The organism is Methylobacterium sp. E-046, assembly GCF_022829625.1.
In the GTDB taxonomy this organism is placed as follows: Bacteria; Pseudomonadota; Alphaproteobacteria; order Rhizobiales; family Beijerinckiaceae; genus Methylobacterium; species Methylobacterium longum.
The window spans coordinates 1-26,769 of record NZ_JAKSYP010000038.1; the positions used below are offsets into that span (position 1 = coordinate 1).

21 protein-coding genes and 1 tRNA gene are annotated in these 26,769 nt (G+C 72.0%); 14 read left to right on the forward strand and 8 right to left on the reverse strand.

Annotation, left to right across the window (positions count from 1 at the left end; all coding sequences use genetic code 11):
* The first annotated feature begins 63 nt into the window (after positions 1-63).
* Positions 64-140, forward strand: a tRNA-Met gene (locus tag MKK82_RS01725).
* A 595-nt stretch (positions 141-735) separates the two neighbouring features.
* Here MKK82_RS01725 and MKK82_RS01730 read toward each other — a convergent pair.
* Both MKK82_RS01730 and gcvA read right to left on the reverse strand, forming a co-directional pair.
* Positions 736-2,880 (reverse strand): helicase-related protein, encoded by a 2,145-nt coding sequence (locus MKK82_RS01730; RefSeq protein ID WP_243984460.1) that lies wholly within the window; start codon positions 2,878-2,880, stop codon positions 736-738.
* Positions 2,881-3,003: 123 nt separating this feature from the next.
* A complete protein-coding gene (gene gcvA / locus MKK82_RS01735; protein WP_238291618.1) occupies positions 3,004-3,891 on the reverse strand; it encodes a transcriptional regulator GcvA in 888 nt (295 codons plus the stop codon).
* 93 nt (positions 3,892-3,984) lie between these two features.
* Here gcvA and MKK82_RS01740 point away from each other — a divergent pair, with 93 nt between their 5' ends.
* Complete coding sequence (locus MKK82_RS01740) at positions 3,985-5,208, forward strand: MFS transporter (RefSeq protein ID WP_238291619.1); 1,224 nt, start codon at positions 3,985-3,987, stop codon at positions 5,206-5,208.
* A 43-nt stretch (positions 5,209-5,251) separates the two neighbouring features.
* Here the strand turns inward: MKK82_RS01740 and MKK82_RS01745 are convergent, their stop codons facing one another.
* A complete protein-coding gene (locus MKK82_RS01745; RefSeq protein WP_238291620.1) occupies positions 5,252-6,982 on the reverse strand; it encodes an adenylate/guanylate cyclase domain-containing protein in 1,731 nt (576 codons plus the stop codon).
* Positions 6,983-7,233: 251 nt separating this feature from the next.
* Here MKK82_RS01745 and MKK82_RS01750 point away from each other — a divergent pair, with 251 nt between their 5' ends.
* On the forward strand, positions 7,234-7,791 hold the full coding sequence (locus MKK82_RS01750) for a DNA-3-methyladenine glycosylase (RefSeq protein WP_238291621.1): 558 nt from the start codon (positions 7,234-7,236) through the stop codon (positions 7,789-7,791).
* Between the two features lie 6 nt (positions 7,792-7,797).
* Here MKK82_RS01750 and MKK82_RS01755 read toward each other — a convergent pair whose 3' ends face one another.
* The 3 genes from MKK82_RS01755 to MKK82_RS01765 form a co-directional block, all read right to left on the reverse strand.
* The gene (locus MKK82_RS01755) at positions 7,798-9,960 is read right to left on the reverse strand and encodes a molybdopterin-dependent oxidoreductase (RefSeq protein WP_238291622.1); all 2,163 of its coding nucleotides are present in this window, start codon (positions 9,958-9,960) and stop codon (positions 7,798-7,800) included.
* A 167-nt stretch (positions 9,961-10,127) separates the two neighbouring features.
* Positions 10,128-10,448 carry a DMT family transporter gene (locus tag MKK82_RS01760; protein WP_238291624.1) on the reverse strand — a complete coding sequence of 107 codons (321 nt, stop codon included), beginning with the start codon at positions 10,446-10,448 and terminating at the stop codon, positions 10,128-10,130.
* Between the two features lie 221 nt (positions 10,449-10,669).
* Positions 10,670-12,865: an ATP-dependent RecD-like DNA helicase gene (locus tag MKK82_RS01765; RefSeq protein ID WP_238291625.1), complete on the reverse strand. Its 2,196-nt coding sequence runs from the start codon at positions 12,863-12,865 to the stop codon at positions 10,670-10,672.
* Between the two features lie 459 nt (positions 12,866-13,324).
* On the opposite strand from MKK82_RS01765, the gene MKK82_RS01770 reads away from it, so the two are divergent.
* The 11 genes from MKK82_RS01770 (at position 13,325) to MKK82_RS01820 (ending at position 24,136) form a co-directional block, all read left to right on the forward strand.
* On the forward strand, positions 13,325-14,479 hold the full coding sequence (locus tag MKK82_RS01770) for a transporter substrate-binding domain-containing protein (protein ID WP_238291626.1): 1,155 nt from the start codon (positions 13,325-13,327) through the stop codon (positions 14,477-14,479).
* Positions 14,476-15,102 (forward strand): ANTAR domain-containing response regulator, encoded by a 627-nt coding sequence (locus tag MKK82_RS01775; RefSeq protein ID WP_238291627.1) that lies wholly within the window; start codon positions 14,476-14,478, stop codon positions 15,100-15,102. Before MKK82_RS01770 ends, MKK82_RS01775 begins: the two co-directional genes overlap by 4 nt.
* Before the next feature lie 172 nt (positions 15,103-15,274).
* A complete protein-coding gene (locus MKK82_RS01780; protein ID WP_238291628.1) occupies positions 15,275-16,120 on the forward strand; it encodes a nitrilase family protein in 846 nt (281 codons plus the stop codon).
* A 44-nt stretch (positions 16,121-16,164) separates the two neighbouring features.
* The gene (locus MKK82_RS01785) at positions 16,165-17,319 is read left to right on the forward strand and encodes a substrate-binding protein (RefSeq protein WP_238291629.1); all 1,155 of its coding nucleotides are present in this window, start codon (positions 16,165-16,167) and stop codon (positions 17,317-17,319) included.
* Positions 17,320-17,559: 240 nt separating this feature from the next.
* Positions 17,560-18,393 (forward strand): branched-chain amino acid ABC transporter permease, encoded by an 834-nt coding sequence (locus MKK82_RS01790; protein ID WP_238291630.1) that lies wholly within the window; start codon positions 17,560-17,562, stop codon positions 18,391-18,393.
* Positions 18,386-20,188: an ABC transporter permease subunit gene (locus tag MKK82_RS01795; protein ID WP_238291631.1), complete on the forward strand. Its 1,803-nt coding sequence runs from the start codon at positions 18,386-18,388 to the stop codon at positions 20,186-20,188. The genes MKK82_RS01790 and MKK82_RS01795 overlap by 8 nt, the downstream gene beginning before the upstream one ends.
* Positions 20,181-20,924, forward strand: coding sequence for an ABC transporter ATP-binding protein (locus tag MKK82_RS01800; RefSeq protein WP_238291632.1), 744 nt, complete (start codon positions 20,181-20,183; stop codon positions 20,922-20,924). The genes MKK82_RS01795 and MKK82_RS01800 overlap by 8 nt, the downstream gene beginning before the upstream one ends.
* A gap of 17 nt (positions 20,925-20,941) precedes the next feature.
* On the forward strand, positions 20,942-21,871 hold the full coding sequence (locus MKK82_RS01805) for a DUF1028 domain-containing protein (protein WP_238291651.1): 930 nt from the start codon (positions 20,942-20,944) through the stop codon (positions 21,869-21,871).
* The gene (locus MKK82_RS01810) at positions 21,864-23,264 is read left to right on the forward strand and encodes an amidase (RefSeq protein ID WP_243984462.1); all 1,401 of its coding nucleotides are present in this window, start codon (positions 21,864-21,866) and stop codon (positions 23,262-23,264) included. The genes MKK82_RS01805 and MKK82_RS01810 overlap by 8 nt, the downstream gene beginning before the upstream one ends.
* Before the next feature lie 165 nt (positions 23,265-23,429).
* Complete coding sequence (locus tag MKK82_RS01815) at positions 23,430-23,675, forward strand: hypothetical protein (RefSeq protein ID WP_238291634.1); 246 nt, start codon at positions 23,430-23,432, stop codon at positions 23,673-23,675.
* A 44-nt stretch (positions 23,676-23,719) separates the two neighbouring features.
* A complete protein-coding gene (locus MKK82_RS01820; protein WP_238291635.1) occupies positions 23,720-24,136 on the forward strand; it encodes a DUF1236 domain-containing protein in 417 nt (138 codons plus the stop codon).
* 252 nt (positions 24,137-24,388) lie between these two features.
* On the opposite strand, the gene MKK82_RS01825 is transcribed toward MKK82_RS01820, so the two are convergent.
* Both MKK82_RS01825 and MKK82_RS01830 read right to left on the reverse strand, forming a co-directional pair.
* Positions 24,389-24,778, reverse strand: coding sequence for a response regulator (locus MKK82_RS01825; protein ID WP_238291636.1), 390 nt, complete (start codon positions 24,776-24,778; stop codon positions 24,389-24,391).
* 18 nt (positions 24,779-24,796) lie between these two features.
* Positions 24,797-26,653 (reverse strand): PAS domain-containing sensor histidine kinase, encoded by a 1,857-nt coding sequence (locus tag MKK82_RS01830; RefSeq protein ID WP_238291638.1) that lies wholly within the window; start codon positions 26,651-26,653, stop codon positions 24,797-24,799.
* Positions 26,654-26,769 lie beyond the last annotated feature (116 nt).

Genomic DNA, 26,769 nt, shown 5'->3' on the forward strand with positions numbered 1-26,769 from the left:
CCGGATACCGCGCCCGCTGCACCCCAGCCCGCGCCGCACCCGGGACCAGCCGCACAGACTTGGCGCGGGGTGGAGCAGCCCGGTAGCTCGTCAGGCTCATAACCTGAAGGTCACAGGTTCAAATCCTGTCCCCGCAACCAAACACAAGCCCGTCGTTCCCATGGAATGGCGGGCTTTTTGCTGTCCGCTGTCTGGCCCGCCCCGTGCCGTTCAAAGCGCTGGCCTACTGCGAGAAGGCCGCCACGCTGGGTCAGATCGGTGCGCTCAATATCCTGGACCTTGGCGGCGGCACGGCACCATCCGAACGCATCGGACGCGCTACGACGGGTAAGCGCTCAGCTTTCCTAAGAGGAGATCCTGAAGGCGCAGGCCGAAGCGAAATCGTGGAAGGCCGAGGGCCGAACGGGAGCGGCCATGGGTGGCCGGACTCGGTCACGTCCTCCCAATCCTTCACGTGTCCGTCGTGATCTCGTGGACGTGTCGTGGACGGGTCTCGGCGAACGGCAGGGCGAACAGGGCCGTCGCGCAAGCTGGGCTGAAGAACCGGCGAGTACAAACGACGGCGACGGATGATCTAAGAATCGACGGCCGTCTTTGGCTGTACCGGAGTCTGGCGCGGTATGCGGGGAAAGATCTCATAACCGGAAGGTCGGGGTCCACGGCCTGCCCCCGGCACCGACACCTTCCCTGAAGCCGGTCCGCGTCCCGCGGGCCGGCTCTTTTTTTGCCTGACCCTCAGCGCGCCCCGCCGGTCCGCCGGCTCCGGCGCTCGGCCTTGCGGGTGGCAGTCTCGCGCAGGTGCTGCTCAATGGCGTCGTTGGCCCGCCCGCGCATGTGGCGGATGGCGTCCACGTCGTCGAAGGTCTCGGGGAAGCGGCGCGACAGCCACAGATAGGCGCTGGCGAGCTTCACGGTCCGCTCTTGGTAGTCGAGCTCGCCCGCGAGGTTGCCGCGCAGCGCCGGGACCGTGAGGCCGGCGGCCCGCGCCTGGCACCAGCGCTCCAGCAGGCCCATGGCGATCTCGTCGCGCCGGTCGATCGGGCAGACCGAGAAGGCGAACTTCTCCTCGATCGGCAGCCGCGCCCGGTCGACCGTGCGGGCGACCTCCAGCACCTCCTCCAGGGCCGAGGGCTGAAACGGCGAGCCGGCGTAGAAGGTCGCGCGGGCGAAGTGGGTCAGCACCTCGTACAGGCTGTGCGTGCGCATCTCCTCCGCCACCGAGCGGATCGCCCCGAGATCCGGGCGGACGAAGAAGCGCGTGTCGGCCGCGGGCGCCGTCGGGGCGCCCGAGAGCGCCGTGCGGATCGGCTCCGCGGCGTACGGGTCGGTCGCCGCCACGTAGCCGACATCCTGGTGGCCGTAGCGGCCCGCCCGGCCGGCGATCTGCCGGATCTCGGAATGGGTCAGCGCCCGCTCGGCGGTCCCGTCCCACTTGCGCACCGCCGAGAACACGATCCGCTTGAGCGGCCCGAGGTTCAGGCCCATGCCGATCGCGTCGGTGGTGACCAGCACGTCGGCCTCGCCGGAGCGGAAGCGCGCGGCCTCGGCGCGGCGGACCTCCGGCGACAGGGCGCCGTAGATCGTCGCCACCCGGTGGCCGCGGGCGACGAGGATCTCGCGGTTCTCGTGCACGGCCCGGCGGGAGAAGGCCACGACGGCGTCGCCGGCCTCGACCTTCTCCAGGGGCACCGGCTCCTCCAAGAGCAGGAGCGGTGATTTCCGGGTGAAGGGGATGACCTCCAGGGACTCGTTGGCGGCCTCGGCGGCGCGGCGGACATACGAGAGCGCGTCGTCGGAGCCGCAGACGATCACGGTGCGGGCGGCGACGCCGAACAGGGCGTTGGTCCAGGCCCAGCCGCGATCGGGATCCGACAGCATCTGGATCTCGTCGATCACCGCGACGTCGATGGGGCGCGTCAGGTCGGCGGTCTCGATGGTGCGCGCCGTGTGGGTGGGGTTGGCCTCGCCCAGCACCTCCTCGCCGGTGATCATGCCGGCGCGCAGCCCCCGCTCGCGCAGGGTCTCGTAGTTCTCCAGCGCCAGGAGCCGGAGCGGCGCGAGGTAGGCGCCGGTCTCGGCCGCCGTCAGGTGCTGGAGCGCCGCGTAGGTCTTGCCGGAATTGGTCGGCCCCATGTGGAACAGGATTTTCCGGTTGAGGCGCCGGGCGGCGGTGAAGCGCTCGATATAGGCGCCGAAACCGACCTGATCGCGCAGGCGGCGCAGGCGCGAGCCCTCGCGGGCCACCGCCTTGGCGTGGCGGCGCACCGGCGTCAGCGTGTCGTTGAGGGCGCGGGCGAGCTTCGGGCAGTAGGTGAACACCCGGGACCGGAGCGACCGGTCCATGTGGGCGATGTAGGCGGCGGCGTCCGCCCCGACCTCGCGCAGGTCGACGAGGAGCTGCGCCCGCAGCCGGTCGACCGGCTTGTGCAGGGCGCGGGTGGCCTGGAGCGCGGTGCGCGCCACGGCGTCGCGCAGGGCCTCCAGGCGGTGAGCCGGGTCGTTCCGGGCCGCCATGCGGGCGAGGATCTCGGCCGCCTCCGGCTCGGGGGCCATGTCGAGCCGCAGGTCCAGGCGGCCGCTGTCGAGGAGCGGGATCTCGGTCCGGATCAGCCAGGTGATGCGGTGGTCCTTGGTGACCACGGCCCGGAGGCTGGGGATCGCCGTCCGGATCGCCGGAATGCCGGCCTCCGCGAAGGCGCGGGCCGCCTGCATCTCGCGCACGGCGCGGGCGACGCGGTCGTCCTCCACCTCGGCGCCGTAATCGGGCAGTTCGAGATGGACGAGCAGCCGGTCGAGGTCGACCGTGTCCGGCGAGAGGCCGAGCCGGCCTAAGGAGTCGATCAGGCTCTCGATCGTCGGGCGGAGACGCTTGCGCGCCATGCGGTCACCTTCGGCAGAAGCGTCTCACGCCAACCCGGACGCGGTCGGGGGCGTTCCGAATCCGATCCCTGCGCCGGGCGGAGGCGGCGCGCCATCCCCGAAGGCGCGTCGGCGCTCCTTGCCTCACGGCCGCCGCGCCGCCTCCGCGAGCCAGCCGCAGAAGGCGCGGACCGCGGGGTCCTCCGCGCGCGGCTCAGGGACGTAGGTGTAGTAGCTCCGCGCCGGCAGGGCGGGACCCGCGAAGGGCAGGGTCAGGCGGCCGGCCGCCACGTCGTCGGCGATCAGCCGCTCGGGACCCATGGCGACCCCGAGCCCGTCGAGGGCGGCCTGAAGGGTCAGGTAGAAGTGCTCCAGCGTCACCGTGGCCTGCGGCTCCAGCTCCGGCACGCCCGCCGCCCGCAGCCAGTCCGGCCAGACCCGCGGGAGCGTCGCGGCGTGCAGCAGCGTGTGCTGCCGGAGATCCTCGGGCCGGTCGAGGGGACGGCGCCGCCGCAGCGCCGGGCTGCAGACGGGGATGCGCCGCTCGGACAGGAACGGCTCCGCGCGGTGGCCCGGGCGGCTGTCCGGCCCGCCGCGGATCGCGACATCGAACGGGTCCGCGAGCTGCGCCAGGGGCACGTTCGAGGTCGTCAGCCGCACCTCGATCGCCGGGTTGGCCACCTGGAATCCGGACAGGCGCGGGATCAGCCAGCGCAGCGTGAAGGTGGCCAGCGCGTTCACGTGCAGCAGGCGCGGCCGGCCGCGCTCGGCCTGGCGGGCGGTGGCCAGGGCGATGCGGTCGAGGCCGGCCCCGATCTCGATGGCGTAGGCGCTGCCCGCCTCGGTGAGGACCACGCGCCGGTTGTGGCGCTCGAACAGGGGCACCCCGAGCCAGCCTTCCAGCATCTGCACGTGCCGGCTGACCGCGCCGTGGGTGACGAGCAGCTCCTCCGCCGCCCGGGTGAAGCTCCCGTGCCGGGCCGCCGCCTCGAAGGCTTTGACGGCGTTGAGCGGCGGCAGGCGACGGTGCATGGGTCAGGTTTCCTCACGCGAGCGTCAGCATAAGTCGTTTGTCAGCCACGCACCAGGTCGCCATCCTGGCGTGCTACCACGAAGGATGGCTGGATGTCCGTCGCGTCCGTTCCGACCGCGTCTTCCGAACACGTCCCCCTGCCGGAGGCCCGGCGCACCCTGGTGGCCGCCGGGGTCAATCACGCCCTGCACGACGGCTACACGGACCTGATCTACGTGCTGCTGCCGGTCTGGCAGGCGGAGTTCGGCCTCGACTACGTCGCCCTCGCGTTCCTGCGCTCCCTCTACAACGGCGCCCTGGCGGCGCTGCAGATGCCGGCGAGCCGTCTCGCCCAGGCCTGGGGGGCCCGCACCGTGCTGGTGCTCGGCACCGGCCTCAGCGCGGCCGGCTACGCGGTCGCGGGCGCCTCGGGCGGCCTCGTCGGGCTCGGGATAGGCCTCCTGCTCGGCGGCGCCGGCAGCAGCACCCAGCATCCCCTGGCCTCGGCGGTGATCGCCCGGGCCTACGGACCCGGCGCCCGCGGCCCCCTCGGCACCTACAATTTCACCGGCGATCTCGGGAAAGCGGCGGTCCCGCCCCTGGTCGGCCTCCTGCTGACCCTGACGGGGTGGCGGCACGCGCTCTGGGTGATCGCCGGGGCGGGCGTCGTCGTGGCGGCGGCGGTCGGACGCCTGCTCCCGCGTGAGCCGGAGTCACGCGGAATCCGCAAGGCCGCCGGGCCGGCGCCCCATCGGGCCGCCGGGGGATCGACGAGTCCCACGGGGTTCCGGCTGCTCGTCGCCATCGGGATGCTCGACAACGCCGCCCGTCCGGCCTTCCTGCTCTACCTGCCGTTCCTGCTGCAGGAGAAGGGCGCGGCCCTGACCACGGTGGGCCTCGCGCTCTCACTGGTCTTCGTCGGCGGCGCGCTCGGCAAGGCCGTGTGCGGGCGCCTCGGGGAGCGCCTCGGCGTGACCCGGACCGTCATCGTCACCGAGACCGGGACGGCGCTCGCGATCCTGGCGGTGATCGTGTTGCCGCTGATCCCCGGGCTGATCCTGCTGCCGCTGCTCGGCGTGATGCTGAACGGCACCTCGTCGGTCCTCTACGGGACGGTGCCGGAACTGGCCCCGGGGGGCCGGGTCGAGCGGGCCTTCGCGGTGTTCTACACCTGGACGCTCGGCGGCAGCGCGCTCGCGGCGCCGCTGCTCTACGGAAGGCTCGGGGACGCGGCCGGCCCGCACTGGGCGGCCGTGGCGGCGGCCGGGACGGCGCTCGCCGTGGTGCCGCTGATGCTGGCCCTGGCGCCGCGCCTCGGGGCGTCGCGGCCGGCCTGAGGCGCGGCCCCGGACGGCGGGACCTCCCGCGAAGACGGACGCCTCAGAGGCTGCCCAGCGCGCTGACCCGGACGGCCTCGGACCGGCCGTCCACCGCCACGTCCCGGATCGCCTCCGGCGCCACGCGGGCCGCCGCGTAGACCGCCTCCGACACCACGGCCACGCAGCCCAGCCCCTTGGTCAGCCCCTGGAGCCGGGACGCGACGTTCACGGTGTCGCCGAGCGCGGTGAAGCGAGCATCGGTGGCGTCGCCCATCGCGCCGACGATCGCCGGGCCGGCATGGAGGCCGATCCCGTACCGGAGGGTGTGCTCCAAGTCGGCGGCGAGCAGGCCGTTCAGGGTGTCGACCGCCTCGGCGATGCGGTCCACCGCCCGCAGGGCGTCCCGGGCCGCCGCCTCGGGCTCGCTCTCCAGGCCGAAGAGCGCGAGCAGCCCGTCGCCGAGGAACTGGTTGGTCGAGCCCCCGGCCTCCCGCACGGCGTCGCCCACCGCGCCGAGGAAGCGGTTGATGATGAACACCGTGTCGTAGGGCAGGCGCTCCTCGGCGAGCCGCGTCGAGCCGCGGAGATCCACGAACATCGCCACGATGAAGCGCTCCTCGCCGGACTGCGCCCGGTCGAGGAGGTCGGCCTGCCGGGCGCGGGGCTGCGGCGGCAGCAGCGGCACCACGGCCATGTTGGTCTCGGGCCGGAACTGGCAGGCGAGGCGTACCCCCGGCCCGGCGCCGATGCGCTCCAGGACGGCCCGCTCGGTGCGGCCGGGGCTGGGCGCGCCGTCACTGCCGTCGGTCACCCGGATCCGGCAGGTCGAGCACCGGCCGCGTCCGCCGCAGACGCTGGCATGGGGGATCCGGTTGCGCCGGCTCGCGTCCAGCACGCTGGTGCCCCGGGGCACCCGCACGACCCGGCCGTCCGGGTAGCTGAGCCGGACCGTGCCGCGCTTGACCTCGGCGAGCGTCCGGGCGCCGCGGGCCGCGACGACCGCCGCCACCAACCCCGCATAGGTGGCCAGCATCCCGTTCCGGATGGCGACGAGCCGCGCCACCTGATCGGGCAGACCGACATGGACGGGCCGCAGGGCCTCGGCCCGCCACGCCGGGTCCTGCGCCAGGGTCAGGATCATCCGGCCGCCCTGCGCGAAGCCCAGCAGCGACAGGACCGGCACCAGGACGGCGAGCGCCAGCAGCCAGGGTGCCGCGCGCCCGAAGGCGGATTTCAGCCGGAGCCAGAAATACAGGCCCATGCAGCCGTGGATCCAGGCGACGACCAGGACGGCGACCTGCATCAGGCCCAGCGGCGGCGAGGCCACCCAGAAGGCGTAGAGTTCCTGCGCGTAGCCCTTGTCGAGCCCCTCGGTGACGAAGGAGACCCGGGTGCCGACGACGTGGCTGATGAGCAGCGGCGGGATCAGCAGACCGGAGACGAGCTGCAGGGTCTCGGACGGCCGCCAGCGGAAGAAGCGGGCCGCGTAGAGGGCCTGGAGCCCGAGCAGCAGGTGGATCAGCAGCGCGCCGTACAGGAGCGACAGGCCGACGGGGTTGAGCCACAGGGCCGTGACGACGTCGAGGCCGTCCTCCATGGCGTCGAGGGACACGTTGCCCAGCGCGTGGTTGATCAGGTGGGTCAGCACGTAGCCGAACAGCACGAGGCCGCTGCCCAGCCGGAGGCGGCGCAGGGTCAGGAGGCCGCGCGCCCGGGAGACGGGCGCGGCCGCGCGGTCGGGCGCGCCGGGCTCGGCGGAACGCAGCGGCGCGATCGGTAGGGTGCGCATCATGCTGGGAGGTCCGTTGGGATCGGCCGCTTGCCCGCCTGTTGGCCGGCTCTCGTACCAGCAAGACTTCGGCCGCGTCCGATTTATTTCGCTTCGCCCCTTCGTGCGCGCGCTCCGGCCGGTCCTCGGGACGCCGAAGACGTTCCGCCTTGCCCTTCCCCATGGCCGACCGGATGCACACGTCCCGGTTCGGAACTCGGCGCGGGCGGCCTTCCCGCGCGGGATCCGGTCCCCGCCCCGAACCCGGAAAGCCGATGCTGGAATCCTTCTTCGCCCGCAGCGCCGCCGCGGTGGCCGCCGAGCTGATCGGCGCCCGGCTGTTCGTGGGCGACGCGGGCGGGGTCATCGTCGAGACCGAGGCCTACGACCGCACCGATCCGGCCTCCCACAGCTTCGCCGGGCCGACCCGGCGCAACGCCAGCATGTTCGGGCCGCCGGCCCACGCCTACGTCTACCGCTCCTACGGGATGCACTGGTGCCTGAACCTCGTCTGCGAGCCCGGCAGCGCGGTGCTGCTCCGGGCGCTCGAGCCGACGGAGGGCCTGACCGCCATGGCGGCGCGAAGGGGCACGGAGGCGCCGCGGCTGCTCTGCGCCGGGCCCGGTCGCCTCGCCCAGGCCCTCGGCGTCTCCGACGCGCTGGACGGGGCGCCGCTGGCGCGGGCGCCGTTCCGGTTCGAGCCCCGCGCCGCGCCGGCCGCGGTGGTGAGCGACCGGCGCATCGGGATCAGCCGCGGCGCCGAGACGCCGTGGCGCTTCCTGCTGGCCGGTTCCCGGTTCGTCAGCCGGCCGGCGCGTCGGGTCGCCCCCTGAGCCGGCTCAGTTCGCCCGCGCCACCTCGACGAGGTTGTCGGAGAACGAGGGCGCGTGGCCCATGTCGGTGAAGGCGCCGGACGAGATGCTGTTGACCGTGCCCTCGTTGAGCTGACGCCAGTAGCCCAGCGTCGCCACCACGATGCCGGCCTTCACGTCGTCGGTGATGCGCGCCACGCCCTTGAAGGCCCCGCGGTCATTGGCGACCTGCACCCGGTCGCCGTCCCGGATGCCGCGGGCATCGGCATCGGCTTGGTTGATCATCACGAACTGCTCGCCCTGACCCTTCTGCTTGTCCTCCATGTTGGCGTAGCAGGAGTTCAGGAAGTAGTGGCTCTTGGGCGAGACGATGTTGAGCGGGAAGCGCTTGGCCAGCTCCGGGTCGTTCGTATGGCTCTCGCGCGGGCCGAGGTAGTCGGGCAGCGGATCGAGCGCCTCGCCGGGCTGGAAACCCTCGTACATCTGCCGGAACGGCGGGGCGACGAAGTTGGTGGCGCCCTCGACCTTCAGCATGCACTTGCCGGTCGGCGTCGGGAAGTTCCCCTCCCGGTGCGGCGCGCGGTCGTCCGGCGTGCCGACCTTCAGGCGCGCGAAGCCGTGCTCGCGCATGTACTGGAGGTCGATGCCCTCGCAGGCCGGGGCGTTCCAATCGACGTAGTGCTCCAAGCACTCGCTATCGGTCCACTTGAAGTTCTCTTCCTCGAAGCCGAGCCGGGCGGCGAGCTGCCGGAAGATCTCGTTGTTCGGGATCGCCTCGCCGGGGGCTTCCGCACACTTGGTGTTGTAGGTCAGGTAGAGGTGGCCCCAGGAGAGGATCATGTCCTCCATCTCGGCGCCCATGGTCGCCGGCAGCAGGATGTCGGCGTAGGAGGCCGTGTCCGAGATGAAGTGCTCGGCCGAGACCATGAACAGGTCCTCGCGCATCAGGCCTTCGACGATCTTGTCGGTCTCGGGCGCCTGCGTGACGGGGTTCGAGTTCCAGCACATCATGGACATGATCGGCGGATCGAGCTGCATCTCGCCGGTCAGCGCGCGGCCGATCTGCAGATTCGAGACGACGCGGGTCCCCTCCGGGATCAGATCGGGCCGGCACATCACGTCGAACTTGTAGGGGTGCTCCCACACGCCGAACTGCGTGACGCCGCCGCCGACATGGCGCCACGCGCCGGTCAACGCCGGAATGCAGGTCACGGCCCGGATGGTCTGGCCGCCGCCGTAGTGGCGCTCCAGCGCCACGCCCATGCGGATCGCGGCGGGCTGCGCCGTCGCGAGTTCGCGGGCCAGCGTGCGGATGTCGTCGGCCGGCACGCCGGTGATCTCTGAGGCCCATTCGGGCGTCCGGGGAGCGGCCCGCTCCTTCAGCTCCTCGAAGCCGACCGTGTGGTTGTCGACGTAGTCCTGGTCGACGAGCCCCTGCGCGATGATCGAGTTGATCAGCGCCATGGCGAGCGCCCCGTCGGTGCCGGGCTTCGGGGCGATGTGCCAGTCGGCCGCCTTGGCGGTGCGGGACGCGTAGGCGTCGATCACGACGACCTTGGCGCCCTTCTTCTGGGCGTCCTTGACGATGGCCCAGTGGTGCAGGTTCGTGCTGACCGAGTTGCAGGCCCAGATCACGATGTACTTGGAGTGGATGTAGCTGTCGGGGTCGAGGCCGGCGGTCGGCCCGACGGTGAGGAGCCAGGCCGTGCAGGAGCCCTCACCGCAGAAGGTCCGCTCGGTCACGGTGGCGCCCATCCGGTTGAAGAAGGCATCGCCGCCGTTCAGCCCGTGCACCAGCCCCTGGTTGCCGAGGTAGCTGTAGGGCGCGATGGCCTGCGGACCGTACTGGTCGATGATCGCCTTCCAGCGCGACACGATGGTGTCCAGCGCCTCGCCCCAGGTGATCCGCTCGAACTGCTTCGACCCCTTCGGGCCGACCCGCTTCATTGGATAGAGCAGCCGATCCGGGTGGTAGTGGCGCTTCTCGTAATCCTTCAGCTTCACGCAGAGACCGCCGCGGGTCATCGGGTGGTCCGGGTTGCCGCGCACGCCCTGGAGCTGGCCGTCCTTGACGTCGAACAGCATGGAGCAGGTGTCGGGGCAATCGTGCGGGCAGCCCCCGAAGAAGGTCTCGGTCAGGCTCTGGGCCTCGGCCATGATCAGGGAGTCGGGCTTGACGATCTCGTTCATGGGTCCTCCGGGGGGAGCGTGAAGCCTCTTTGTCCGGCGGACTTCGATCGCTGACCCCCCTGTTGCGTACAGCAGGAGGAACAAAATTACCAATCTCGCCGCGTTGTCGCCGGTGAGTTCGGAGATACGCAGTCTAGTCCTGCGTCATAGTTCGGATCCTGGGCGCGTCAGGCATCGCCCGCCAGCTTCATGGTGACGAGGCCGGCGACGATCAGGCCGGCGGCGGCGAGCCGGGCGGGCGAGGCCTGCTCGCCCAGGACCGTGACGCCCACCGCGAAGGCGCCGACGGCGCCGATGCCCGTCCAGATCGTGTAGGCGGTGCCGAGGGGGAGGGTGCGCATGGACAGGGCGAGGAGGCCGACGCTGCCCACCATCGTGGCGACCATGATGGTGGTCGGCCAGGGGCGGGTGAAGCCGTCGGATTGCTTCATCGCGTAGGACCACGCGACCTCCAGCAGGCCGGCGGCGACGAGACAGATCCAGGCCATGGCGGCCCTCCTGAAAGGGCCGGGCCGTCCCGGGCTTGTGCTCCGCGCGCTGGCAGGCGCGGAGGGAGGACGTGGCCTCGCACGGCCTAGCTGGTGCTGCAGCGCCGGCGTTCAAGGCCGCCGGCGGGTCGATGGTCCCGTGAGGCTGAACGGCGGAATCCGCCCCGCGCCATCACCCGCGGAGGGGAGGGCGAGAAGCGGCTCCTTCCGCGCCCGGGCCTTCACCCGCCCAGCCACTCCCGCAGCTTGGTCCAGCGGGGCTTCATCGTGCCGCCGCGGACCGCCACCGCCACGGCCTTGCGCTGCCCGAGCAGCACCACCAGCCGCTTGCCACGGGTCACGCCCGTGTAGAGGAGGTTGCGCGCCAGCATGGTCCAGTGCTGCATGGCCACCGGGATCACCACCGCCGGGTATTCCGAGCCCTGCGACTTGTGGATGGTGGTGGCGTAGGCCGGCACCAGCGTGTCGAGCTCGCCGTAGGGGTAGATCACCTCCCGCCCCTCGAAGTCGACGATCACCGCGCCCTCGTCGGCGTCGATGCGCGCCACGGTGCCGAGGTCGCCGTTGAAGACCTCGCGGTCGTAGTCGTTCTGGCTCTCCATCACCCGGTCCCCGGGGGAGAAGCGCCAGCCGAACCGCTCCACCGAGACCGGCGGGTTCGGGTTCAGCACCGCCTGGAGGGCGTGGTTGAGGTTGCGCGCGCCGAGCACGCCGCGCTGCATCGGGGTGAGCACCTGCACGTCGCGCACCGGGTCGAGGCCGAAGCGGGCCGGGATGCGCCGCGTCACCACCTCGATCAGCGTCTCGACGGCCGGCTCGGGATCGTCGATCGCGATGAGGTGGAAGTCGCTCTCCGCGCCGCGCGGGGCCGGCTCGGGCATCCGGCCCGCGTTGATCCGGTGGGCGTTCACGACGATCCGGCTCTCGGCCGCCTGCCGGAACACCTCCGTGAGCCGCGCCACCGGCACGGCGCCGGAGGCGATCACGTCGGCGAGCACCTGTCCCGGCCCGACCGAGGGCAACTGGTCGACGTCGCCGACCAGCAGCAGCGCCGCGTGCTCGGGCACCGCCTTGGTCAGGGCGTTCATCAGCGGCACGTCGACCATCGAGGTCTCGTCGATGACGAGGAGGTCGCAGGGGAGGGGGTTTTCCGCATTGCGCGAGAAGCCGCCGTGCTTGGGGTCGATCTCCAGCAGCCGGTGGATCGTCCTGGCCTCCAGCCCGGTCTGCTCGCTCATGCGCTTGGCGGCCCGGCCGGTGGGGGCGGCGAGCAGCACCCGCACGCCCTTCGCCCGCAGAATCCGCAGGATCGTGTCCAGGGTCGAGGTCTTGCCCACCCCCGGCCCGCCCGTCACCACCGCGAGCTTGGCGCCGAGCACGCGCCGCACCGCCTCTTCCTGCGAGGGCGAGAGCGTCTTGCCGGTCTTCTCGGTCACCCAGGGCAGGGCCCGGGCGAGGTCGATCTCGGGCCAGGGCGGCGCGCCGGTCGCCCGCCGGAGCAGCCTCTCGGCGATGGCGCGCTCGGCGGCGTGCAGGCCTGCGAGGAAGATGCAGGCCTTGTCGCCCACGATGTCCTGCACGACCGCGCCGGTCTCCAGAACCTCGAGCAGCGCCGTGCGGATCAGGGGCGCCTCCACGCCCAGCAGCTCCCCCGCCAGCGCGACGAGCTCCGCCACCGGCAGGGCGCAGTGGCCCCCGTCGGTGGCGGTCTGCAGCGCGAAGGAGATCCCGGCCCGCAGGCGTTGCGGGGCCTCCGGGGCCAGCCCGAGCTTCATCGCGATCGCGTCGGCGGTCTTGAAGCCGATCCCCCGGATGTCCTTCGCCAGCCGGTAGGGATCCTCGGTCATGACCGCGATCGCCTCGTGGCCGTAGGTCTTGAAGATCCGCACCGCCCGCGCCGTTCCGACCCCGTGGGCGTGCAGGAACAGCATGATCTCGCGCACGGCCTTCTGCTCGGCCCAGCCGGCGACGATGCGGGCGGCGCGCCTCGGCCCGATGCCGCCGACCTCGGTGAGGCGGCCGGGCTCGGCCTCGATGATCTCGAACGTGCCTTCCCCGAAGGCCGCCACGATGCGCTTGGCCATGGCGGGGCCGATGCCGCGCATGTGGCCCGAGGCGAGGTACTTCTCGATACCGGCGATCCCGGTCGGCGGCGTGACCTTGAGGGTGTCGGCCTTGAACTGAAGGCCGTGCTGACGGTCCGTGTGCCAGATGCCGGTGGCGGTGATCCACTCGCCCGCCCCGATGGCCGGCGCGTGGCCGATCACCGGCACGAGGTCGCGCTTGCCGCGCGCCTGGACCTTGAGCACGCAGAAGCCGGTCTCGGGGCTGTGGAAGGTGACGCGCTCGATCGTCCCGGCCAGCGCCTCGACGGGCTGGCCGCGCTCGGAGGGGTGTGGCGTCGCTCGCTGGTTCATGCCTTGGCGTCGGGCCTTGGCGACGGGCCTCGGCTTCGGGCCTCGGCCGGCGCGGATGGGCCCGGTGTGGCACATCCTGACGTTGAAGATCGGACCTGCCGGGGAGCGGAGCAACGGCGGCGCGGCCCTGCGGCCGGACTTGCCGCCGCGACGCGTCGTCACGCGCCCTCGTCGACGCGCCCTGGTTCCCGCGCCCTGGTTCAAGCGTCCCGCGGAGCCCCGATGGAACCCGGATCCGTCCGCCTCCGTGCCGGCGGCTTCGTGCCCCGAACACCCGATCTGCCGGTCCTCCTCCGCCGCGGCGCCGTCCAGGCGGCGGATCCGGGCCGGACCACCGTCGTCCGGACGGCGCCGACGCGCCGCCGCGACTCTATCGGCTTCCACCGGGGGTTGTCCGTCGGGTAGGACGGTTCGTCACGCAGCCGCCGCCCGGGGGCCTGCGGCGAGCCCGGAGGGACCATGGCGGTCAAGGATGAGGCGACGTGGCGGGTCGGCGTCCTGTTCTCCCGCAGCGGGGTGAGCGGCGTCACCGAGACCGAGCACTTCCTCGGCACGGCACTTGCCATCGAGGAGATCAACCAGGCCGGCGGTGTCCTCGGACGTCCGATCGCACCGGTCTGCTACGACCCCGCGGGCGACAACGACGCCTACCGCAATCTCGCCCGGCGCATGCTCGCCGAGGACGGGGTCGAGGTGGTCTTCGGGTGCTCGCTCTCGGCCAGCCGCAAGTCGGTGCTCTCGACCGTCGAGCGGCACAACGGCCTGCTCTGGTATCCGTCGATCTACGAGGGCTTCGAGTATTCGGAGAATATCATCTACACCGGCGCGACCCTCAACCAGAACGTCTTCGCCCTGGCCGACTACCTCCTGCAGGAGCACGGCCCGCGGATCTTCGTGATCGGTTCCGACTACATCTACCCGCGCGAGTCGAACCGGGTCATGCGCGACCTGATCGAGGCGAAGGGCGGGACGATCGTCGGCGAGCGTTACGCGCCGCTGGACGCGGATGATGCGGCCCACGCAGCCATGATCGCGGAGATCCGTGGCGCCGCGCCGGATGCGGTGTTCTCCACGGTGGTGGGGCGCGGCGCCGAGCGGCTCTACCGGGCCTACGCGGAATCCGGGATCGACCGCGCCCGCTGCCCGATCGCCAGCCTGACCATGGCGGAGGGGCAGATCCGGGCGATCGGCCCCGAACACTGCGCCGGCCATGTCCTGGCCGCCCCGTATTTCGGCGCCCTGGCGACCGAGGAGAACCGGCGCTTCGTGACGGCCTTCCAGGCCCGGTTCGGGCTCGATCGCCCGACCAGCATGTGGTCGGAGACCGCCTACGCGCAGGTCCACCTCTTCGCCCGGGCGCTGGCGGAGGCCGGCACCCTCGATGCCGAGCGCCTCGGCGCGGCGGCCCTGCGGCAGCGCTTCGCGGCGCCGGAGGGCGAACTCGCCTTCGACGGCGAGACGCGGCACCTCTGGCTCACCCCCGGCATCGGCGTCGCCCGTGCGGACGGGCAATTCGACGTCGTCTGGCGGGCGCGCCGGCCGGTGCGGCCCGACCCCTACCTCGCGTGGTCCCGGTTCGAGACGAACTGGCTGGAGGAGGGGCTCGCCGCGTGACCGCCTCAGCCCGCAAGATCCTGGACGACCTCAGACGGGCCCGCGCCCTCGTCATCCACCCCAAGGACGAGGAGGGCGCCGCGCTCCTCGAGCAGCTGCGGCGCCTCGGCTGCGCGGTCTCCCTGGCCTGGCCGCCGCCGGCCGCCCTGCCGCCGGAGATCGACACGCTGTTCATCCAGCTCGACGACGCGCAGGTGATGCACCTCCTGCCCTCGATCGAGGAGACCGAGCCCGCCGTCATCGCCATCGTGGCCTACGAGAGCCCGACCTCGCTGAAGGCGATCGCCGACGTGAACGCCCACGGGGTGCTGAACAAGCCGCTCCACCCGCGGGGCGTGCTCACCCAGTTCGCCCTGGCGCGCTACCGGCGCGGCTACGAGGGACGGCTCACCAGCAAGATCAACCGCCTGGAGGAGACCATGAAGGGCCGCCGCACCGTCGAGAGGGCGGTCCGGCTGCTCGTGGAGCTGAACCGGATCGACGAGGATGCCGCCTACAAGATGCTCCGGGATCGGGCCACCGCGTCCCGGGTGCCGATGGCGAGCGTCGCCGAGGGCGTGGTGTCGGCCCACGAGGCGATGAGCGGTCTCGGCCTGCGCATCGCGTTGGCCGAAAAGCCCTGATCGCGGCAGCGTGCCGCAAATATGGCCTTGCGGTCCGTATCCTGAGGCGTATCGTCCTCGGATAGGGCAAGGTTGCCCGGCTGCAGCGCTGCTGCAGCGCATCTCGGCTTTGGAGCCTCTGGTCCGCGGCGTACCGTCCGCGTCCAGGGGCTTTTTGCGTTTTGGAGCCCGCATGATCCCAGCGAACGCGACCGCACGGCCGCCCATACGGGTGTCCTGCATCCAGTTCGAGCCGCAGCTCGGCGCGGTCGCGGACAACGTGGCGCGCGCATCGGACCTCGTCCGCGCGGCCGCCGCGGAGGGCGGTCGGCTGATCGTCCTGCCGGAACTCGCCAGCACCGGCTACGTGTTCGAATCCGCCGCGGAGGCCGCCGCGCTGGCCGAACCGGTGCCGGACGGCCCGACCACCCGGGCCTGGGCGGCGCTCGCCGCGGAACTCGGCGTCCACATCGTGGCGGGGATCGCGGAATCGGCCGGCGACGTCCTCTACAACGCCGCCGTGATCGTCGGGCCGGAGGGCTATATCGGCACCTACCGCAAGGCGCATCTCTGGGACCGGGAGAACGTGTTCTTCGCGAAGGGGGATCTCGGCTTCCCGGTCTTCGACACGGCCCTCGGCAAGGTCGGCGTCGCCATCTGCTACGACGGCTGGTTCCCCGAGACCTTCCGGCGGCTGGCACTGGGCGGGGCCGAGATCGTCTGCATCCCCACCAACTGGGTGCCGATGCCCGACCAGCCCGAGGGCGAGGCCGCCATGGCCAACACCCTGCACCGGGCCGCCGCCCACACGAACGGGCTCTTCATCGCCTGCGCCGACCGGGTCGGAATCGAGCGCGGCCAGCCCTTCGAGGGCCAGAGCCTGATCATCGGCGCCACGGGCTGGCCGCTGGCCGGTCCGGCCAGCCGCGACCGGACCGAGATCCTGTCGGCGCTGGTCGACCTCGACGCGGCCGGCCGCAAGGACCTGAACGCGTTCAACTCGCTCCTGCGCGACCGCCGCACCGACATCTACGGCTGAGCCGAGATCCGCACCCGCCCCTGTCCGTCCCAAGGAGTTCGTTCATGGTGAAATGGTCCCTCGTCGGCGCCGCGGCGCTCGCCCTCGCCGCCACGGCCGGGCAGGCCGCCGACGGCAAGCCGATCGTCATCGGCATCCCGATCGGCCTGTCGGGCGCCAACAGCGTCGTCGCCCCCTCGGTGGTGCAGTCGGCCGAGCTCGCCGTGGAGGAGATCAACGCCAAGGGCGGCGTGCTCGGCCGCAAGCTCGTCCTGGAGGTGGCCGACGACGCCTCCGGGGCGGCCGGCGCCCAGAAGGCCTTCGACAGCCTGATCTACCAGAAGAAGGTCGACGTCCTGATCTCCATGGAGACGAGCGCGGCCCGCAACGCCGGCCTGCCCGCCGTCACGAAGGGGAAGGTGCCGTACATCTACACGTCGTTCTACGAGGGCCATTCCTGCAACAGGAACATGTTCGTGAACGCCTGGGTGCCGGAGCAGCAGGTGCCGCCGGTGGTGGACGCGTTCAAGGCGAAGGGCGCCAAGACCTACTTCCTGATCGGCAGCGACTACGCCTTCGGCCGCGGCATGCTGGGCTTCGCCAAGAGCTACGTCGAGAAGACCGGCGGCAAGGTTCTGGGCGAGGAATACCTGCCGATGGACGGCAGCGACTGGACGGCGATCATCTCCAAGCTGAAGGAGGCCAAGCCCGACGCGCTGATCACCTCGACGGCGGGCGGCGCGCCGAACGTGACGCTGACCAAGCAGTTGCGCGGCGCGGGCGTGACCCTGCCCTTCGCCAACCTCGCGCTGGACGAGGGCACCGCCAAGAGCATGGGCGCCGACGCCGAGGGCGTCTACCTCTCGGCCTCCTACGTCACCGGGATCGACAGCCCGGAGAACAAGGCCTTCCTGGCGGCGATGCAGAAGAAGTTCGGCGCGGAGCTGCGCACGCCGAACGACCTCTCGGTGCCGGAATACGAGGCGATCTACCTCTACAAGGCCGCCGTCGAGAAGGCGGGCGGGACCGAGACCGCCAAGGTGCTGGAGGCGCTGCCGACGGTGAGCGTCACCGGGCCGCGGGGCACGATCACCATGAGCAAGCAGCACCACGCGCCGCTGACCATGTATCTCGGCCAGATCCAGAAGGACGGCACCGTGAAGGTCGCCGGGACCTTCACGGACGTCGATCCCGGCGCGCAGTGCCCGAAACTGCCGTGACCGGAGGGGATTGAGGGCGCCGCGCATCGCCCTCCCCCTCCGCGGGGGAGGGGGCGACGGTGCAGGATCGGGTTCCGCCCGCCCTGCGAGTCGCATCCCTCCCGGCCACGTCTCTCCCGGCCACGTCGCGCCCCTCTCCCGACCCCGGCCGACGCCGGGGTCGCTTTCCCCCCGCTGCGGGGAGGGGGGCGCATCGTCGCCCGCCGTGCCTTCCCGTTCCCGCGCACCCGGACCGCCCCGATGCTGCTCACCCTCGACATCCTGACCACCGCGGCGATCCTGTTCATCGTCTCGATCGGCCTCCTGGCAATCTTCGGCGTGCTCAAGATCATCAACTTCGCCCACGGGGCGTGGCTGACGGTCGGCGCCTATTGCGCGGTGGTGACCGCCAAGCTCGGACTCAATCCGTGGGCAGCGCTGCCGCTCGCCTTCGCGGTCGGCGCGGCGTTGGGCGGCCTCGCCGAGCACTTCATCATCCGCCCGCTCTACCGCAGGCCGCTGGACGCGATCCTCGCCACCTGGGGACTCGGCATCGTGGTCGGGCAACTCGTCACCCTGGCCTTCGGCCGGGACGTCCAGCTCACCCCGAACCTCTACGCCGGCACCGTCGAGATCCTCGGCGTCGACTACTCCGCCTACCGCCTCGTGGCCTTCGGCATCGCGCTGGCGATCGGCACGCTGTTCGCGCTGATCATCGAGCGGACCCGGCTCGGCCTCTCGGCCCGGGCGGTGATCATGAACGAGACCCTGGCGCGCAGCCTCGGCATCGACACCGGCCGCGTGCGGCTCGTCGTGTTCATGATCGGCGCCGGCTTCGCGGGCCTCGCCGGCGTCCTGCTGACGCCGCTCACCAGCGTCGATCCGAACATGGGCGTCTCCTGGCTGATCGGCGCCTTCATGCTGGTGATGGTCGCCGACGCCTCGTACCTGGCGCTCGCGGCGGCCTGCCTCGTCTTCGGGGCCGCGCAGGTCCTGATCAGCACCTTCGTGAGCCCGATCCTGGGCAGCATCGCCATCGCGGTCCTGGCCGCCCTGGTGCTGCGGATCAGCCCGAAAGGTTTCTCCCGTGCTTGAGACCCTGCCCGTGACCGAGCGCGCCGCCGCGGCGCCCGGACGCCGCCTGTCCCGCGCCGCGCCCTTCGTGGTCGCGGCCCTGGCGGCACTGGCCCTCTGGATCGCGCCGCTCTTCCTCGACACCTTCGCGGTCAACGTCCTGACCCGCTCGATGATCTACGCGGTGCTGGCCGTCACGGTGGACCTGCTCTGGGGCTTCGCCGGGATCCTGACCTTCGGGCAGGCGGCGTTCTTCGGCATCGGCGCCTACGCCACCGCGATGATCCTGGCCGCCTACGGGGCGACGCCGCTGGGGATCGCCGCGGCGGTCGCGGCGGCGCTCGTCGCGCCGGCGCTCCTCGGCCTCGCGGTCGGCTGGCTGTCCTTCTACCACCGCTCGACCCCGCTCTACGCCTCGGTGATCTCGCTCGTCGTCCCGATCGTGGTGGTGCAGCTCATCTACTCGGGCGGCGAATGGACCGGCTCCAGCAGCGGCCTCGTCGGCTTCGACGTGCTGCCCTTCGAGATCGAGGGCTACTTCCGTCTGGCGGCGCTGTTCCTGATCGTCGTCACCCTGGCGGCCTGGATCCTGGTCCGGGCCGATGCCGGGCGCGCCCTCGTGGCGCTCCGGGACAACGAGGCGCGCTGCGCCTATCTCGGCCTCAACCCGCGGCGCCTGCAGATCCGGCTGACCGCGGCGCTCGCCGGGATCGCGGGGCTCGCGGGCTTCCTGTTCGCCAACGCCTCGGGGGTGGTCGCGCCCGAGAATGCCGGCTTCCTGTTCGGCACCGAGCTTGTGATCTGGGTGGCGCTGGGCGGCCGCGGCACCCTGCTCGGCCCGGTGCTCGGCACCATCGCGATCGACTACCTCGCGGCGAACCTGTCCGGCGACCTGCCCTTCCTCTGGCAGCTCCTCCTGGGCACGGCCTTCGTGGCCATCATCATCCTGCTGCCCGGCGGCCTCGCCGACCTCGTGGGCCGCCTCTGGCGGGCGCTGCCGGTGGGCCGGCGGGAGCCTGCGCCGCCGCGCCTCGTCGCGCGGGTGGCCGGGACGGAGGCGACCGGGACCGGGATCCCGATCCTCAAGGTCGAGAACCTCGCCAAGGCCTACGGCGCGCTCACGGTGCTGGAGGGCATCGACCTGGAGATCCGGGCGGGCGAACTCGTCAGCCTCGTCGGGCCCAACGGCGCCGGCAAGACCACGCTGATGCGCTGCCTCAGCGACGGCACCGAGCCGTTCAAGGGCGCCATCGCGGTCGGCGGCACCCCGATCACCGGGCTGACGCCGAACCGGATCGTCGGCCTCGGCGTCGGGCGCAAGTTCCAGGTGGCGAGCGTGTTCGAGAGCCTGTCGGTGGCCGATTGCCTGCGGCTGGCCCGGGCGCCGCATGACGGCCTGAACCCGGTCGGGCAGGCCGAGACCCTGGGCCTGCCGCAGGCGGCCCTCGACGTCCTGCGCATGACCGGCCTCGACCGCCTGCTGACCCGGCCGACGCGGCTCCTGTCGCACGGCCAGAAGCAGGCGCTGGAACTCGCCATGGTGGTGGCGCTGGAGCCCCGGCTGATCCTGCTCGACGAGCCCACCGCGGGGCTGACCAAGGCCGAGCGCACCACCATCGGGACCGTGCTCAAGGCGCTCACCGCCGGGGGCCGGATCGCCGCCGTGCTGGTCGAGCACGACCTCGACTTCGTGCGCGAGATCTCCTCGCGGATCGTGGTGCTGCATCAGGGCCGCCTCGTCCTCGACGGCACCGTCGAGGATGTCGTCGGCTCCGAGCTGGTCCGGACCATCTATTCGGGAGGGGCCCATGGCTGAGGCAGCGGCTCAGGCAGGTCGGCGGATCGAACCGGCGGGCGCCGCCCTCGCCCTGGAAGGCGTGTCGAGCGGCTACGGGGCCGTCTCGATCGTGAAGGGCGTGTCCCTGTCGGTGGGGCGAGGTGAGATCGTCGCCCTGCTGGGCAAGAACGGCATGGGCAAGACCACCCTGCTCAAGACCATCCTGGGGATGGTCGCCCTGCGCGGCGGCCAGATCACGATCGGCGACCAGGCCCTCGCCGGCCTGTCGCCCGCCCGGCTCGTGGCGCTGGGCGTCGGCTACGCCCCCCAGGAGCAGCCCCTGTTCCAGGACCTGTCGATCCGCGACAACCTGCGCCTCGCGGTGCCCTCCGACCGGATGCTGCCGGAGGCGCTGGAGCGGCTGTTCGGCCATTTCCCGTTCCTGAAGGACCGGCTCGCCCAGCGGGCCGGCACCCTGTCCGGGGGCGAGCAGAAGATGCTGATCCTCGGGCGCGCCCTGATGCTGCGCCCGCGCCTCCTGCTGATCGACGAGATCTCCGAGGGCGTGCAGCCCTCGATGGTCGAGCGCCTGCGTGGCGTGCTCCAGGCCGAGCGGGATTCGGGCGTGTCCATGCTGGTGGTGGAGCAGCACGTCGCCTTCGCCCTGGCGCTCGCCGACCGCTACGCCGTCCTGAAGCTCGGCGAGATCGTCGACAGCGGAGCCGCCAAGGCGCCGGACGCGCAAGCGCGCGTCATCGACCACCTCGCGGTCTGAATGCGGCGGTGTCCGACATGATGGAACTCAACACCTTCTCGATCGCGGCCCGCTGCCCCCGGACCGGCCATCTCGGCGTCGCGGTGGCGAGCGCCGTCCCTGCGGTGGGCGGGCTGTGCCCGTTCCTCAGGGCCGGGATCGGGGCCGTCACCACCCAGTCCTGGGTGAACCCCTACCTCGCCGCCCGCATCCTCGACGGGCTGGCCGGGGGGCAGGCGCCCGACGCGGCGCTGGCGGCGGCGCTCGCCACCGACGACCGGCCGGACCTGCGCCAGGTCGGGCTGGTCGACGCCCACGGGGCCGGCGCGGCCTGGACCGGCGCCGGCTGCACGCCGGCCGCCGGGCACCGCACCGGATCGGGCTACGCCGTCCAGGGCAACATGCTCGCCGGGCCCGGCGTCATCGACGCCATGGCCCTGGCCTTCGAGGACGCCGCCGCCTGCGCCCTCGACGAGCGGCTCATGCGGGCGCTCGAGGCGGGCGACGCCGCGGGCGGCGACAGGCGCGGCAAGCAATCGGCGGCGCTCCGGCTCGTCGCCGGCGAGGATTACCCGCTCCTCGACCTGCGCGTCGACGAGCACGGGGCCCCCGTGGCGGAGCTGCGCCGCGTCCTGGAGGTCGCCCGCCGGCAGCTCGTGCCCTTCGTGGCCGGCATGCCGCGCAAGGACGGCCCGGCCGGCGCTCTGCCGGACGACGTCGTGGCGATGCTCCTCGAAGCGCCCGGGACGCGGCCGGGCGCGGCGCCGGCGGTCCCCGACCCGGTCCGCGATGTCATGGGCCTGCACCAGGAGGCGGGGCGGATCGCGCATCTGCTGGCCCAGTTCGCGCCGGTGCTCGCCGAGATCGAGGTGCTGCGCACCCTCGATCTCGCGCACATCCATCCGCCGCTCGTCTTCGATCCGAGCCTGCCCTACCGCGACGTGCCCCTGCCGGTGCCCCATGACTGACGCCGTCTGGCAACGGCCGATCACCGAGCTGGCCCGGCGGGTCGCGGCGCGCACGCTGTCGAGCACGGAGCTCGTGGACGCCTATCTGGACCGGATCGCGCGGCTGGACGGCGATCTGAAGAGCTTCGTGTGCGTGTCGCCCGCGGTCCGCGACGCGGCGCGCGCCGCCGATGCCGAGATCGCCCGCACGGGCCCGCGCGGCCCGCTGCACGGCATCCCGATCGCCATCAAGGACAATTACACGACGGCCGACCTGCCCACCCGGGCGGGCACGTCGGTGGACGCCCTGACCTTCCCGCGGGAGGACAGCCACTGCGTGGCGCGGCTGCGCGCCGCCGGCGCCGTGATCCTCGGCAAGCTGCGCATGCACGAATTCGCCTGGGGCATGGTCTCGCCGCCGACGCGCAACCCCTGGGACCTCGCCCGGGTGCCCGGCGGCTCCAGCGGCGGCTCGGGCGCCGCGGTCGCGGCCCGCCTCTGCCCCGCCGCCCTCGGTTCGGACACCGGCGGCTCGATCCGCATCCCGGCCGCCCTCTGCGGCGTGGTCGGCCTCAAGCCGACCTTCGGGCGGATCGGGCGGTCGGGAATCGTGCCGCATTCCTGGTCCCTCGACCATGCCGGGCCGCTGACCCTGACGGTGGCCGACGCGGCGCTGCTGCTCGAGGCCCTGGCCGGTCCCGATCCCGGGGACCCGGCGGCGCACGCCGCGCCCGTCGCCGCCGTCGCGGCCGGACTGGATCGGCCGATCCGCGGATTTCGGGTGGCGGTGATCCGCGACCACTTCTTCGACGGGCTCGACGGCGCGGTCGGCGCCGCCGTCGAGGCGGCGATCGGGTTCTTCGCCGGGCAGGGCTGCACGGTCCGGGACGTGGCGGTTCCGTCCCTGCGCTACGGGCTCGGCGCCATCTACGCCATCGAACTCGCCTCCTCGGCCGCCTATCACGACCGCAGCGTCGCGGCGGGGCACACGGCGGGGTTCGCCGAGGACGTCCGGGACCTCGTGGAGATGGGCCGGCTGGTGACCGGACCGGACTACCTGCGGGCCGAGCAGGTGCGGGCGCTGATCATGGCCGAGATGGCCGCGATCCTGTCCGAGGCGGACGTGATCGTCGGCCCGGCCTCGCCGCTGACCGCGTGGCGGACGGAGGAGGCCAGCGTGGCGCTCGCCGGCCGGTCGGAGAGCGTGCTGGCGGCCTCGTGGCGCCTCACCTACCCGTTCAACCTCACGGGCCTGCCGGCGATCGCGCTGCCCTGCGGCTTCGACGGGCGCGGGCTTCCGATCGGCCTTCAGATCGCCGCGCGGCCCTTCGGCGAGGCCGTGATGCTGCGCATGGCCCACCAGTATGAGCGGGCGCACGCGTGGTGGCGCCGAGTACCGCCCTTCGCCGGCTGAAGCGCTCGGCGCGTCCGCCGCAGCTCTCCGGCGCCGCGGCGAACGATTGTCCCCATTCAAGACCGGCCTTCATCGCGGCCGTTACCGTCCGGCTCGTATAATTTTGAGTGGAACGCTTCTGGGCGCTTGCCGTTACTGCCTTCGATTGAAGTCAGGAGGCTACTCATGCGGAACATCGTATTGTCCGGCGCCCTGTTGGCTGCCCTGTGCGGCGCGGCCGTGCCGGCCAGCGCCGAGGACACCACCGTCATCCGTCGCGACAGCGGCCCGGGCGTTTCCGTCGAGCGGCGCGAGGGCGTCGTCGAGCGCCGCGAAGTGACCACCGGCAGCGTCGATTGCGGCTCCAAGACCGTCCACAAGGAGGACGGCATGGGCAACTCCAAGACCGTCCACAAGGAAGGCTGCAACTGAGATCCCCCGGCCCCGCGCGTTCTGACGTCCCTGGAGGTTTGACCATGACCAACAAGCTTCTCCTGTCGGTGGCGGCGGCGGGCCTCCTGGCCCTCCCGGTGGCCGCGCAGGCGCAGGGCACCCTGCGCGGCGCGGCCGAGGGGGCCGAGGCCGGATCGGCGGCGGCGGGCCCGGTCGGCGGCATCGTCGGCGGCGCGGTCGGGGCGGCCACCGGCACGGTCGGCGGCATCCTGGGCGTCGACGACCGCCCGCGCTTCCGCAGCTACGTCCGCGAGCGGGGTGCCCGCTCGTACAGCTGGGGCGGGCCGGTCCAAGTCGGCACCGTCCTGCCGGAGGACAGCGTGACCTACTACGACGTCCCCACCGATTACCGGGTGCGGCCGGGATATCGCTACACCATCGTGAACGACCAGCCGGTCCTGGTCGATCGCGGTCACCGCATCGTCGAGGTCATCGACTGATCGGAGCCATCCGATCGCCGAACCTGAGCTGCGCGAGCGGACCCCCGGGGGCCGCCTCGCAACAGCCTCGCGGGAAGAAGGCCGCTCCCTCCCGGGGCGGCCTTCTTTCTTCGCCTGTCTCGGGATTGGGGCGCGCCGTCGCGAACCGGGATGTTTGTGACGGGTGGAACGTCGCGCGCCGTGCCGGGCGGACATGTCCCGACCGGGCCGTCGCCGGATCGTGGCCCGGCCAATGGCCCCGAGCCTCGGCGGCTAGCGCGTGATCTCCGCGGCGATGCCGTTGAGGGCCTTCACGATGTCGTCCGGCGGGTACGGCTTGGCGAAGAAGAGCCCGTTCTCGGGCAGGTCCTCCTTCATCACCTTGCGCCTTCCCGACGTGATCAGGATGGCGACCGGCGGCCAGCGCTCCCGGACGGCATGCGCCAGCCTCAGGCCGTCCATCGACCCTTCCATCTCGATGTCGGTGAACAGCACGCGGATTTCGGAGTGGCATTCGAGGATACGGATGGCCTGGTCGGCGTTCCGCGCCTCGTAGGCGGTGAAGCCCGCCTCGATGCAGAGGTCGACCGCCTCGGCGCGCAGCAGGGCGTCATCCTCCACGACGAGGACGGCGATGCTGCCCGGGTTGAATGATTGTCCCATCTTACGCGACCCGAACCCTCACGCCTCACCCACCGCGCCGCCGGGCATGCCCGTCAGCCTGAACCTGATGCCGGACGGATCGAAGTCCACGCGGCCCTCGCCCTCGAAGTAGGACGCCACGATCCGCTCGATCAGCTTCGAGCCGAAGCCGCGGCTTCCGGGCGGGGTGACAGGGGGCCCGCCGGACTCGACCCACTCGAAGGCGAACGCTCCGTCCTCCACCCGCCACGTCATCGCGACGCGCCCCGTGTCGTTCGAGAGGGCGCCGTACTTGGCCGCGTTGGTCGCCAGTTCATGGGTCGCGAGCGAGAGCCCGAGCGCCTGCTGCGAGGTGAGGATCAAGCGCGGGCCCGCCCATGAGATGCGGTCCTCGGTCACGCGATGCGGGTCGATGGCCGCCGCGATGACGTCGTGGATGTCGGCCTCGGTGAAGTTTGAGCGGGTGAGGATGTCCTGAGCCCGGCCGAGGGCCGACAGGCGCTGTCCCACGGCCGTGCGCCCTTCCTCCATGGATTTGGCTTGGCGCAGCGTCTGGGTGACGATGGCCTGGACCATGGCCAGCGAGTTCTTCATGCGGTGGGCCAGTTCCTGGGCCAGCAGCGCGCGCGCTTCCTCCGCCACCTTGAGGTCGGTGATGTCGCGCGAGATCGACAGGATGCGCTCCGGCTTCCCGTCGGCCCCCATGATCGGCGAGACCTGTACGTCCCAGTACCGCCGATTGCCCTTCATCGTGTCGGAGTAGCCCTGGAAGCTCGAGGCGACCCCCGCCCGGGCCGCGGCGATGGCCCCCTTGGCGGCGAGATTGCCCGCCCCCTCCCAGAAACTCGGCCAGGGGCACCCGGCCACGGCGTTGAAATCCGAGACCTCCATGACGCGCTTTCCGCCTTCGCTCATGAAGGCGAGCTTGGCATCGAGGTCGAGCACCTTGATGCAGTCGTTGGAGGAGGCGAGCACCCCGCGCATGAAGGCCTCGCTGTCGCGCAGCTGCTCCACAGCCCTTTGCCGCGCCGTCACGTCGGCGGCCATGCCGAACCATTCCGTGACGCGCCCCTCCTTGTCCCTCACCGGGATGGCCCGCGAGAAGATCCAGCCCGCGCTCCCGTCGGCGAGGCGCACCCGGTGCTCCATCTCGAAGGGCTCCGTGCGCGCGACCGCCTCATCGATCCTGGCGCGAACGTCGGCTTGGTCCTCCGGGAACAGGTAGCCGTCCATCCAGCGCACGCTCGGCGCGTCGGCGTTCGCGATGAACCCGCGGCCCTGGAGGGTGCGCATCTCCTGCCAGTCGGGGCTCATCGTGTAGAGGCTGTCCGAACTGGCCTCGACCAGGGCGGCCAGGCGCCCCTCGCCGGCCCGCAGCCGTTCGATGGCCGCGTCGCGCTGCCGCTGCGCGCTCACCCGGGCCGTGCAATCGGAGGTCACGTTGAGCAGGCCGACGACCTCGCCCCGCTCGTCGCGCACGGGGGAATAGGCGAAATCGTACCAGACCTGCTCCTCGAAGCCGTTGCGCGTCATCGTCAGCGGCTGGTCGCGGAAGGCGAAGCTCTCCCCGCGGAAGGTCCGGTCGATCAGCGGGGCGAGCTCGTCCCACAGTTCCGGCCACACGTCCTCGGTCGGCAGGCCCAACGCGCTCGGGTGCCGCGCCCCGAGGATCTCCGCGTAGCCGTCGTTGTAGAGGAAGATGCGCCCGGGACCCCACATGACGCACATGGGGTGCAGCGACGCGAGCATCATCTCGACCGTGGTGCGCAGGACCGCCGGCCACGTCTCGCGCCTGCCCAAAGGGGTCGACGCCCAATCGTATCGGCGGACCAAGTCCGCCATCCGCAGGGAATCGGTCCGCCCGACATCTGCGCCAAGCTTGGCGTGCAGCGTCATTCCTCGTCTCGCCACCTACCTCGTTCGGCGAGCCCCCCGCCTTGCCGCACCCTAAACGGTCGCGGAAGACGCAGGAAGAGAGCCCCGGTGACCTCTGCGTGAGGCTTGTTCACCCG